The following is an 11,604-nucleotide window of genomic DNA, read 5'->3' on the forward strand; positions in this document are numbered from 1 at the left end:
TAACGGGGACGATCTTTAATTTTTGTTGCGGCATAGAAAAAGCACCTCCTTATATTGATACGTTTATAGTACAGGAGGTGCAGATATTTTTATAGGCGTCGTTTGAATACGGGCTTACTTAAACTGTACAGAAAATGTTTTAAATAACGTTTAAAGCCCCCGAATACTGTCATTCGGGGGTTACATTATTTCCCTAATAACTTCTTTAAATCCGCCACACTGTTCTCAAAGCAATCCAATCGTATCGTGTGCATTTCAATAGTTTTCTCTGTATCTATAACCTCCCAAATGGGAAGCTCTCCTTCATGTTCCTGCTGGGGATAGAGAAGAATGCAACGCGTTGCTTGTTTGTAAGCAGTCACGTAAGCATACATTTGATAGATGTCGCTTTGTACGTAGTTGTTTCTACCATTATAAGAAGCAGCCTTCCATTTGGTATCAAGCAATATTGTTTCGTTAATCACAAAATCGGGCTTGAGAAGGATATTACCTTTGCCGCTTTTCTTGTTGCGAAGTAGTTTAATTTCAGCGTGTTGACTTAATATCTTTTCTGTCCCAAAAGCTGTACGCAAGGCAACTTCTATATATGCTTCAAACAGCAAATTCATCGGAAGCAGGAAGGAAAAGGAGGTGGTGCTAGTTCCGTTGCTGTAAATAGCAGATTTTTCGATAATCATTTGGGCGAAGCTCGCGACATTTCTAAAGCGTTCGTTTTGCCGTGAAAAGGTAATGGGCTGCATTTTTGAGATAACTGTTACATCATCTAGGTATCCAAGGCAGCGTGCGATTTGATGCTGACATTTGGATGTTTTGACAGTTCGCTTTACGATTAATAAAGCAAGTTTCAAAAGACGATTCAACGCATTATCCATCGTGTGCTCATCAAACTCGCAGTATGCTTTGACCTTACTAAAGGCATTTTTTTGTATGTGCCTTTGTAATTGCAGCTTGCCTTTTAGTGTATAAAGGTTTTCTTCATGCCGTTCGTATGTTTTGTATACACCTTTTTGTAGCTCATGAAGAAGGTGATTTGTAAATGTAATTAGAAAAGCCTCTAATAAGTCAGCCTGCTCTGTTCCATTTTGGATATGCCGCTGAAAGGAGATGGGTAAAAAGTTGGTTACAGCCAGCATACTAAGTAAAGCTTTACGATCGTCTGTAGCAGAAAGAGTAATCTTAGGTACAATTTCATACCGAATATCTGTGCATTGGATAACCCCGATGTAGTTAATGAATCTAAGGCGTTTATGCTGCAATTCAACAATGCTTTCATTGTAGTGCTTCTTAATATATACTAGCAATTCTTCAAATTGTGTAGATGTAATATCACCTTCATTAATCCAATCGTACGCCTCTCGAAGAACTATCACCTTACTCATAGATAGCGATAAGCTCCCGAGAAGTTAGCTTTTTCTTAACACGATATAAAGGTGGTATATGTAGCGATGGCTTGTTTTTAAATAATTTACTTATGTCAACATGTTCTTTATATACGATGTAGGAATCATCCTTGGACTTTCCGATGCCTCCTAGAACAAGACCGATTTTCTCCCAGTCATCGTAGAAGTATTCCTGTAGCAATGGAATCACTTTTGCTTGAAAAATGGTGCTGATTTCTTCATCTGTTTTTGCGTTTATAAAGTAAGCGTGTCCAATGGTATGATCTCGGTCATATAGTACCTCGATTCGTTGATTAATTACAGCTAGCAACGCAGGTAAATCAATATCTTCCCCCACAGATTCTAATAGGTCGGGATTTGGCATAATCTCTTCAAATACAAAGCGTCTACGTAAAGCCGTGTCAAGAAGGGCAATAGACCGATCAGCAGTGTTCATAGTGCCGATGATGTATAGATTTGGAGGCAAAGCAAATTTTTCCTTAGAATATGGAAGCTCTACAATTAAAGCATTATCCGCAGTGAGACGCTTATCCTCTTCTAATAATGTAAGTAGCTCACCAAGAATCTTAGAAACATTGCCACGATTCATTTCATCAATGATAAGGACATATTTTCTGGCATGTGTAAAGTCAAAGGCACGTTCTTGTTTTAATGCTTGTTGAATGCATAGTTTTTTGTCTGGATGTTTGTTAATAACGCCTTCATATAATGCTTCTATAACAATTTGTTTTAGTACACCATCTTCTGGTTTGAAGATTCCCTCCCCATCAGATTTTAAGCCTTCTATAAAATCTTCATACGCATACGATTGGTGGAAGGTAATAAATTGAATTTGCCCTTCATTCACAAGTCTTAAGAATTCTGTATGAAGGGCTTCACGACCATTCATACGCAGCTCCTCATATGATTTTTTATTAATGAGTTCTAAGGCACGGTCTGTTACGCTATAGGTTTTGCCAGTACCGGGTGGTCCGTAAAACATGTAGTTTTTGGGAAGTGCTTCTGTCGTATCATCTGTTGCTGGGTTTGTAGTAAGGATTTCCTCTTGTCTAAATACAAGATTAATTGTACTTTTTGACTTTACCTGATTAATGGCACTTCGGTAACCACCGTATCCAATAAATTCTCTTTCTTCAGTATTAATCCAGCGTACAGGAAGCAGATGTCCGAAGCTGTCTGAGAATGTATATCCATCTATCGGATCACTTGTTACAACACCAATCGCACTAATTTTTAAAACTGAAAGTGTCTTTCCATCTACTTTTCGAGTATAGGTTGATTTTAAAGCAACCATATCACCTTCTTGTATAGTAAAAAATTGTTTTAATGCTTTCTGACCAGTTGAGGAAGGTTCTTTCTGATCAATGATGTCGTCCAAGTCTTCCGTCGTTAAGTAAGGAGAAAGGTCCTCTGATAAAAAGCCGACCGCAATGCAGTTGTTATGAAGGAGGTAATTCAGAATAGAGCCTTCATCACCATATGTATGCCCTAAAAGCCAATATTTCATATTATTATCAAGAGCTTTATCTCTCTCTGAAAAGGTGTCCCAAAGGAATTTGCTGATTTCTTGATTGGACCATTGTGAAAATGCGTCTAAGGCTTGTAATTTGCGTAAAACTTCATAGTTTAATTGAATTGATTTTTGTGGTACAAGTAGCTTTTGATGAATAGCAAGCTCACGACCAAGCTCCAGTAAAATAGGGGGAGAATAGATATTAATAAATTTCTCCGGTACATAGATGTTTAAGATTTTTAAAGCAACCATATTGAAAAGAGAGGTATCCATTTCTTGGATTTCTTGGATTCGATCTTCTTTTGCCAGTTGAATCATGTGAATAATATCTTGCTTCAGGCTAGTAAACGTAGTTTCTAATTTTTCATCTGTTAGGACGATTTTATGGTTACCGTACCCCATGCAATACTCACCGGCTTTAGATAAATAAATACCAAACTTTGAAGCGTTTCCTGCACCGATACCACCTAGAATATTCTTCTTTTCTAGCCAATAGTTAAAACAATCCTTTGTTCTTGTATCTGCAAATTCTTCTATGGACAAATCTTGTAACGTATGTAATGGAAAACGATTTAAAAAGTCTGTGTGTCCTTGTTGTTTTTCTGAAAGATATTGCTGATCATGTTTGTATTCTGTTGCTTTTGCAAGTAAGGTTGCAAGTTGCATGTGTCATCCCCCTTTTGTATCTATGTATTTTATTATAAAGTTAAAAAATAGAAGAAGAAAGCTTATCCTGTTGATTATAAAAGTTCAGTAGAAAAGAGGGGGATTTTTATGAAACAAAGTATTTTAATGGTTAAGATTCACGGGGAGTTAGAACATCGAAACAATGATTTATATGAAACGACCAGAGGGTTCTGGAAGATTGATAGAAAGCGTGTGGACTATATTGAGGTAGTAGTGGGAGTTCTTAAAGGAAAAATTGTATGTGCTTACATGCCGGATAGCTGGCAATTTTATGATTAAGGAGATTGTGCAGGTCGCAGCGCTTTTGAAGGTAAAGAGGTTTCAGCAGAAATGCTTCAGAAGTTACAGAATAATACAGAGCGATTGCTCAAACATTTTGGCAATGGATCTGCTATTGCTTATGCGGATTGGTCAGACTTAATCTAAGGAATGCGGAGATTCGTGTTATTATCACGCTAAAGGTTAGATTTTCGTTTCTGCAAATGGTTTTAACAACTCGTGTAACTAGGGGGGCATGGTCTATAATTACTTTATCATTTTATACAACTATAAACCGAAAAACCAACAAGGTAGACCACTAAACCGGTCTGCCTAATTTTTTAAATCACTCCACCAAAAAACCTATCCCCCGCCTAACTTAATTATACCACACCAAAAATCACAAACACAGACTGTTTCTCTAAGCCGGGTACTGCTACAATCAATAAAACATACAGTTAGGAGGGATAGGTATGACTGCTTTGATTCTCGATCTTACCGACATACAGGACACACAGCTTGCGGTTGTTGGCGGAAAGGCCTTGCACCTGGGGGCGTTATCCAATCTAGAGGGCATTCGTGTACCTGAGGGGTTTTGTGTAACAACCCCGTGCTTTCAACAGGCGCTTGGAGAGAGTGAGGTGCTGCAGGAGTTGCTGGCGGAGCTTGCGACGTTACAAGTGGGTGATAGGCAGCGCATTGTTGATACCAGCAGGCGCATTCGGGAAACGATTTTGGCGGCGGAGATTCCTGCGGCTGTTCGTAAGGCGGTTGGTGAGTTCCTTTCTCGCTTTGGTGAGGATATGCCGTATGCGGTGCGTTCGAGTGCGACGGCTGAGGATTTGCCGTATGCTTCGTTTGCGGGGCAGCAGGATACCTATCTCAATGTGATCGGTAAAGAGGAGATTTTGAATCATATTCGTAAGTGCTGGGCTTCTTTGTTTACAGAGCGTGCGGTGATCTACCGCCTGCAGCAGGGATTTCATCATAGTGAGGTGCAGCTCGCTGTGATTGTGCAAAGAATGGTGTTTCCCAAGGCTTCAGGGATTGCCTTTACAGCTGATCCGGTTACCGGGAGCCGTAAGGTGTTGTCCATTGACGCTGGCTTTGGGCTGGGAGAAGCCTTGGTTTCCGGCTTGGTATCTGCGGATTGTTATAAAGTGCGGGAAGGGGAGATTGTCGAGAAGATTATCGCTACGAAACAGCTGGCCATGTATGCGCGGCAAGCAAGCGGAACGGAGACAAGGGAGGTCGATGCACAGCTGCAACAGGCGCAGGCGCTTACGGACGATCAAATTGTAGAGCTGGCCCGCCTGGGGAGAAGAATTGAAGCGTATTTTGGCTGTCCGCAGGATATCGAGTGGTGTGTGGTGGATGATAGCTTTTATATCCTGCAGAGCCGTGCGATTACGACGTTGTTTCCCATTCCACAAGCTGAGGATGAAGAAAATCGTGTATATGTGTCAGTGGGTCACCAGCAAATGATGACGGATGCGATAAAGCCGCTTGGCTTGTCCTTCTTTCTGTTAACAACGCGCGCGCCGATGCGTGTCGCTGGGGGCAGATTGTTTGTGGATGTGACGGCGCAGCTAGCTTCGGCGGCCGGGCAAACTAGGCTGTTACAAACAATCGGAGAGGCGGAACCGCTGATGAAAGACGCGCTGCTGACGGTGATTGAGCGCGGCTTTGTGAAGGAAGTGGAAACGCCGCAGCGGCCTATGCCTGTTTTACAAACACCAGAATATGATCCATCAATCGTTGCGGAGTTAATGGAAAGCAGGGAAAACGAAATTCAAGCGTTACAGCAGCGCATCGAAACAAAAACAGGAGACGAGGTTTTCTCCTTTATCCTAGAGGATATCAAGCAATTACAGGCGAGTTTATTCGATCCGCAAAGTATTGGTGTGATTATGGCCGGGATGCAGGCTGCCGCGTGGATTAATGAACATATGGAGAAGTGGCTAGGCGAAAAACAGGCCGCAGATACGCTGTCTCAATCCGTGCCGCATAATATTACCTCGGAAATGGGGTTGGCGCTGTTGGATGTGGCTGATGTGATTCGACCGTATCCAGAGGTGGTTGCGTATTTGCAGGAGGTACGTGAGGATACCTTTTTGGAGGATTTGTCCCAGCTTGAGGGCGGGCAGGAAGCGAAAGATGCGATTGTATCATATATACAGCGATACGGTATGCGATGCGTTGGGGAGATTGATCTAACGAGAACGCGCTGGGCAGAACACCCAGCGGCGCTTGTGCCGATGCTGCTGACGAATATCAAAAACTTTACTGAAGGTGCCAGCCAGCGCAAATTTGAACAAGGGCGAGAAGCGGCTTTACGAAAGGAAGAAGAGCTATTGCAGCGCCTGCGGCAGTTAGAGGACGGAGAACAAAAGGCGCAGGAAACGAAACAAAGAATTGATACACTGCGTCATTTTATCGGTTATCGTGAATATCCAAAATACAGCATGATTCATCGCTATTTTGTGTATAAGCAGGCTTTACTGCGAGAAGCTGAGCGGCTGGTGCAGGCCCATGTGATTCGGAAAAAGGAAGATATATATGAACTAACTTTTGAGGAGCTTCGCGATGTGGTGCGCACGCAGACGCTTGATTATGACATCATCGACAAACGAAGAGAGGCGTACCGGTTATACGAAAAGCTAACGCCGCCGCGGGTACTGACGTCTGATGGTGAAATGATAAACGGCGCGTACAAGCGTGACGATATCCCGGCCGGGGCGCTAGTAGGTTTGCCTGTTTCCGCTGGAGTTATAGAAGGACGTGCGCGCGTGATTGCAAGTATAGAAGAAGCGGATATTGAAGAGGGAGATATATTGGTAACAGCATTTACCGACCCAAGCTGGACACCAGTATTTGTATCCATAAAAGGTCTGGTGACTGAGGTGGGCGGCCTGATGACGCACGGGGCGGTGATTGCCCGTGAGTACGGCTTGCCGGCAGTTGTCGGAGTAGAAGGTGCTACTAAGGTGATACAAGATGGACAGCGAATTCGCGTGCATGGAACGAAAGGGTATATTGAGCTGTTGTAATGGCTGGATGTGCCAGGTTGTAGCAGAGGCGTATTCTGAAAGGTGATATTAATAGGGATGACTGGCTTTTTTAGGATAAGAAAGTGATGGATAGGTCCAGAGGAGCAGTGCATTTGAATGATGGGGATAAACATATTTTGATAAACTTGTCCAAATACCTATACCATTTATGACCTTTCTTTATAGATTATGTACTAGCTCTAAAGAAGGGGGATATATGGTGACAACAAATTGCACTCCTGGACCTAACTTTTGTACGCCTCCGGCAGGCGTGACACCGATATTATAGGAAATGAAGCAGCCTTTAAGAGTTATCGTTCAATGGCGTTTCATGTTGCAAACTAGTCTTTTAAAAGATATTTAGAGGAAATCTATCCCGCATTACAAGTGGCTCAAGCTGACTAGCTCAATCACTATCAGTCCAATGGTTATGCATTTTCCTTTGAGTCTTCACTGTTTGACTCGATGTATGAGTCTTTAACTCTTATGATTCCTGGTCAACAAGATCAAGTAGTTGGCTTTACAGATGCACAATCCGTACAAGATAGCTTTGTAAGTATTCGCACTGTCACTTTAGAACATGCTGGTCATAATTTGCAACTGGATGAACCAGATAAAACAGGATTATACCCCCCTCGCATTATAAAATAATCCTATCGTCCACGTCGGGAAGTTCGGGCTTGTCGCCGTGATACGTAATATCTGTAAAAATAAGTTCCATAATTAGACGAGTAGCGGACGGATCTTCCAAAATGTCGCCGGCAGGCTTATAATTCATTACACCAATAGTTTTTCCTTTTCTAAATCCTGCTTCGTCGATTAAAGCGTCTACTAATAAAGGATTTCCAGTAATAACCCCGTTATCATAGGTTAAGTCCCCACGCATATTATAATAATTTGCCGTTATAGAAAATTTCATCGCTTAACGCCCCCCAATATTCCTAAAATGAGATTATAGAAATCTAAGTCTTTCGTCAAATCTGTGTATTTATGACTTGTGACAAAACTTATTTTGTGAGCGCTTTCAAAAAACAAATATAAATCAATGACGTTGATAAAAAGGTCGTTTTTTATACAATTAAAAGAGGTGCGCATGTTCACATAACATAAAATTATTTGATTATAATATGATAATTATAAATAAATCAAGAGTAAATTATTTTTGTTCTGTCTGACTTTTTTCTATGGATTGTTGTGTGAATTGGAGAGTAAAGGAGGATAAGTAGTATTTAAGTTAACTAGACAATTGTTGCTTTTCTGCACCAATAATCTATAGTGAGGTACATTATTTATGTTAATTAAAGGAAAAAGCATCAGAAATGTAGACAAAGTATATTGGTAAATTGCAAGAAGGTAAGAGTTATTTCATTGGGATAAGAATCACAGAAGAGTTAAAGCCAACTTTATTAAATTTAGGCTTTGGTGAGGATTTAATTATCGGTCAAGCTCTGATGCCTGATGTTAAATTTGGAACAACATCTAAATTTAATAGTATTGGAAAGGAAGAACTTCAAAAAAATCTTTCAAAAGAGGAAATGTCTCGTTCATTTTATCGTAGTTAGGTGTAGGTAGTTTGTACGGTTGCTCAGCAAGCAGTGTTAGAAAACGGGCTTCTGCAAGCTGTGGGTGTATCCTATGGCTTTTTGTTATGCTTAATTCACTATATGATAAAAGAGCCAGGAAAACCGATCGACAGATTCGCGCATATGGGTTACATTCTCCAAGAACTAAACAAACATTCTGAATCATACTTACTTAACCATAGTTTCAGCTATTATTTGTCTAACTTGTTATGTAAATGAAAAAGGATAATCAGTCTTCATAATGAAATAATTATCATCTACATTTAAATCTCTATTGGTTCCATTTGCTTGAATTAGGAAAAAATTTTAGCGTGTGACAAACAAGGTGAACAAATGCTTATTTCTTCTTGTCAAGCATCTAACCAAGTAACCGTTTAGATGTTGAGAACGGTGTAGTCTTAATAAAGGGGATGTCGATTTGAAATTTATTGAATTCGGAATAGGGAATAAATGGATAATAAGAACTGAAACAGAATTAAATGATGGCACTGAATTCGAGGAGCAAGGAATCGTACGGCCTATAAAATTGCAATCTTTATATTTAAGAGTTTGGTTAGGAAAAATAGTTGTTATTTTAGATTCAAAAGAAGGCTTTAAAAAGACAAAAAAGAATCGAAACAAAGTCAAAATAGTATTCGGAATTAAGAGTCTATGATTATATGTGGAAACACAACCATCTTTACAAAAATAGTCTTTTGTAAAGATGGTTATGTTTAAATAAAATAGAAAAAAATTAATTTTATGGTATTATATTCAAATTGGATTATTCAGTAAACGTAACAGGATTGTTGAAGAAACAAGAGGTAAAGGAGGACTTAATTTTGGAGCAGAAGGATTTAAGAAATGTAATTATCCTCTCAGGACCAGCATGAGTAGGTAAATCAACCACATCAAAAGAACTGGTAAAGAAACTATTCAATAGTGCGTATTTATCTAGAGACTACATAAGCCATATGCATATAAATGGAAGAGAAAAACCATGGGAAAGTGAACAAGAGCATGTTTTGATTTGGCATAATATTTCACAACTTACAAGGAACTTTGTTACTTATGGAAGCAATGTTGTGATAGATTATGTAGCATTTCCAGACGATGCAAGACGGCTGAGTGAAAATCTAAAAGACCTACATATAGATGTAAAATATGTTGTACTTTGGGCAGATAAAGACACTTTAATGATAAGAGACAATATGAGAAACGAAGAACAAAGAATGGGAAAACGCAGCTTGATCCTATTTGACGAATTTATGGATTCAGGATTAGATAAAAAGCACCTGTTCAATACAAGTGAATTAACTTCAAAAGATGATTATGTTATTGAGTAACAAACAATTTTGTATAGATAGGTAAATAAAAGGAACAGTACACCTAACGTTGACTAGGTTATGTATTACTATTTGTAATAGTAAATCTAGGATACTAATTTCAAAAATTTCTATTAACCTCATTTGTATTTGAAATGACAGACACATATAACAGTTTAAGGTAGCCGAAATTTAATGTATAGTTCAGTAATAGTAATATTAGATTAGGAGGCATAGAAATAGATCTATATTTTATTACCAATATGTTAAAAAATATAATTTCCACCTTTTTTCAAAATGGTATTTGGGTAGTTGGATTTTTCTACCTGCTATTAAGAACGTTTGAAAGTGATAGACTCAAACAGTTCTCCAAATACACTATTGTAATTGTTCTGGCGTTATTATTTGCTTATTCATTGAGAATCAATATATAAGGGCAGAGGATAAGACATGAAACGAGGTATAAGTTTTGAAATTCCTCATGAATTCGGTAACTTGCTTTGGGAGATAGTAATGCCCTTTGGGGTTACTGAATTTGTTTGGGCAAGTGGTGGAGAAGAGTCCTATTTAGTAGAGGATAACAAGTTACAGGATCCTCTTTTTCCAAAAGCGGTAAACGGGATAGATGGCTTATTTCTTAGAAAGCTTTTAGAAGAAAATAGGTATTATCTTATCTTTGTAACTTTACAGGCCTACCCAAAAGGGAAGAAGTCATTACTAGTTGAAACCTATGAGGAATTTGTAAGCAGCGATTGTCAGCTCGTGTTGTTAGTTGTTGATTCTATCTATGTGACTATTTACTGCAAGGACAAGGAAAAACTTGAAGGCTTATATCAAAATGCGAAGGTAAAAGGTTTTCATAATCTTGCTTATGTTACAGATGAAAATGACACAAGAACAAGGCTATCTGTGTGGTAATCTAAAGTCTACACAAAAAAGAGAGACAAAAGCCTCTCCCTATCTACTTAGTTATTAATATATTTTTCAAATACAAAACCAAAGTCTTGAATCTTGTATTGCTTGCGCGCGTCTACTAGCCAGTTAAAGGCTACTTGGTTGATCTCTGTAAACTGCTCGACCAGCTTTTCTTCCGTTTGCGCCGTGCGCGCTAATGTGCTAGCGGTAAGCTGTAAGCTTTTGTTGGCGTAGTCCAGGATGATTTCGTTTTCGTGAGAAATCTCGGAAATTTTTAAGAGAGCCTTGTAGAGGTCTTTCAGCTCTTCTAGGTGTTTTTTGTGTACGTCAATGGAGTAGTGTTTAGCGCCTAGCTGAAATTTAAGCTCCACATCCAAGTCTACTGTGCCCGCTGTTTCTAGCAGTACGTCGGAAATCGGATGGGCGCTGTAGTTGTAGCGGCGCAGTGTGCGCTTTTTGCTTACAGCATTCACGCCGTCTAGGTGTACAAGTCCTTTGTTCGTAAAGCAATACTCATCACTTTTTGATTTGATTAGGAAGAAAATCTTCTCGTTGTCCTCGTGCAAAATATAATCATCTGTATCAACCTTATCGTAATCCGCAGGCTTAATCACGATACCAACATCGCTAATTCCCAGCATATCTGAAGCAACCTTCTTGAACATATGTACATGACCTCCCCTTTTTCGTACGTACACTTATCATTATAGGGGAAGCGTGTGGAAACGACAACCAATATGATAGGTTGTTCTGTGTATGGACGGTTGCGTGCTGGGCACGAGAGTCAAAATTTCCGAGCGCAGGTGTCCCAGGAGAAGCGCTTGCGGGGCACGAGAGGTAAGGTTTGCACGCGTAGGTGATCCGGTAGAAGCGCTTGCGGAGCACGAGAGTCAA

Annotated in this window: 11 protein-coding genes; 7 read left to right on the top strand and 4 right to left on the bottom strand. The window is 39.7% G+C overall.

The window, feature by feature from the left end; genetic code table 11:
• Positions 1 to 185: 185 nt before the first annotated feature.
• Together EEJ45_RS17155 and EEJ45_RS17160 are read right to left on the bottom strand one after the other, a co-directional pair.
• Positions 186 to 1,379: an McrC family protein gene (locus tag EEJ45_RS17155; protein ID WP_124565980.1), complete on the bottom strand. Its 1,194-nt coding sequence runs from the start codon at positions 1,377 to 1,379 to the stop codon at positions 186 to 188.
• Positions 1,372 to 3,579: an McrB family protein gene (locus EEJ45_RS17160; RefSeq protein WP_124565981.1), complete on the bottom strand. Its 2,208-nt coding sequence runs from the start codon at positions 3,577 to 3,579 to the stop codon at positions 1,372 to 1,374. Before EEJ45_RS17160 ends, EEJ45_RS17155 begins: the two co-directional genes overlap by 8 nt.
• A gap of 108 nt (positions 3,580 to 3,687) precedes the next feature.
• Here EEJ45_RS17160 and EEJ45_RS17165 point away from each other — a divergent pair, with 108 nt between their 5' ends.
• From EEJ45_RS17165 to EEJ45_RS18525, 3 genes are all read left to right on the top strand, one after another.
• Entirely contained in the window at positions 3,688 to 3,879 is a 192-nt protein-coding gene (locus EEJ45_RS17165) for a hypothetical protein (RefSeq protein ID WP_124565982.1), read from the top strand.
• A 452-nt stretch (positions 3,880 to 4,331) separates the two neighbouring features.
• Entirely contained in the window at positions 4,332 to 6,908 is a 2,577-nt protein-coding gene (gene ppsA / locus EEJ45_RS17170) for a phosphoenolpyruvate synthase (protein ID WP_124565983.1), read from the top strand.
• Between the two features lie 486 nt (positions 6,909 to 7,394).
• The gene (locus EEJ45_RS18525; RefSeq protein ID WP_164464326.1) at positions 7,395 to 7,559 is read left to right on the top strand and encodes an alpha/beta fold hydrolase family protein; all 165 of its coding nucleotides are present in this window, start codon (positions 7,395 to 7,397) and stop codon (positions 7,557 to 7,559) included.
• Here EEJ45_RS18525 and EEJ45_RS17175 read toward each other — a convergent pair.
• A complete protein-coding gene (locus EEJ45_RS17175; protein ID WP_124565984.1) occupies positions 7,549 to 7,827 on the bottom strand; it encodes a hypothetical protein in 279 nt (92 codons plus the stop codon). The two genes, EEJ45_RS18525 and EEJ45_RS17175, sit on opposite strands and share 11 nt — an antisense overlap.
• A 424-nt stretch (positions 7,828 to 8,251) precedes the next feature.
• On the opposite strand from EEJ45_RS17175, the gene EEJ45_RS17180 reads away from it, so the two are divergent.
• From EEJ45_RS17180 to EEJ45_RS17200, 4 genes are all read left to right on the top strand, one after another.
• The gene (locus tag EEJ45_RS17180) at positions 8,252 to 8,470 is read left to right on the top strand and encodes a hypothetical protein (protein WP_124565985.1); all 219 of its coding nucleotides are present in this window, start codon (positions 8,252 to 8,254) and stop codon (positions 8,468 to 8,470) included.
• 439 nt (positions 8,471 to 8,909) lie between these two features.
• Positions 8,910 to 9,146 (top strand): DUF3977 family protein, encoded by a 237-nt coding sequence (locus tag EEJ45_RS17185; RefSeq protein WP_124565986.1) that lies wholly within the window; start codon positions 8,910 to 8,912, stop codon positions 9,144 to 9,146.
• A gap of 244 nt (positions 9,147 to 9,390) precedes the next feature.
• Positions 9,391 to 9,816, top strand: a complete 426-nt coding sequence (locus EEJ45_RS17190; protein ID WP_342769387.1) for a hypothetical protein — start codon at positions 9,391 to 9,393, stop codon at positions 9,814 to 9,816.
• Positions 9,817 to 10,245: 429 nt separating this feature from the next.
• Positions 10,246 to 10,713 (top strand): DUF2691 family protein, encoded by a 468-nt coding sequence (locus EEJ45_RS17200; protein WP_124565987.1) that lies wholly within the window; start codon positions 10,246 to 10,248, stop codon positions 10,711 to 10,713.
• A gap of 47 nt (positions 10,714 to 10,760) precedes the next feature.
• Here EEJ45_RS17200 and EEJ45_RS17205 read toward each other — a convergent pair whose 3' ends face one another.
• Positions 10,761 to 11,375 carry a PH domain-containing protein gene (locus EEJ45_RS17205; protein ID WP_124565988.1) on the bottom strand — a complete coding sequence of 205 codons (615 nt, stop codon included), beginning with the start codon at positions 11,373 to 11,375 and terminating at the stop codon, positions 10,761 to 10,763.
• Positions 11,376 to 11,604: the final 229 nt, after the last annotated feature.

The organism is Ectobacillus antri (assembly GCF_003852715.1).
In the GTDB taxonomy this organism is placed as follows: Bacteria; Bacillota; Bacilli; order Bacillales; family Bacillaceae_G; genus Ectobacillus; species Ectobacillus antri.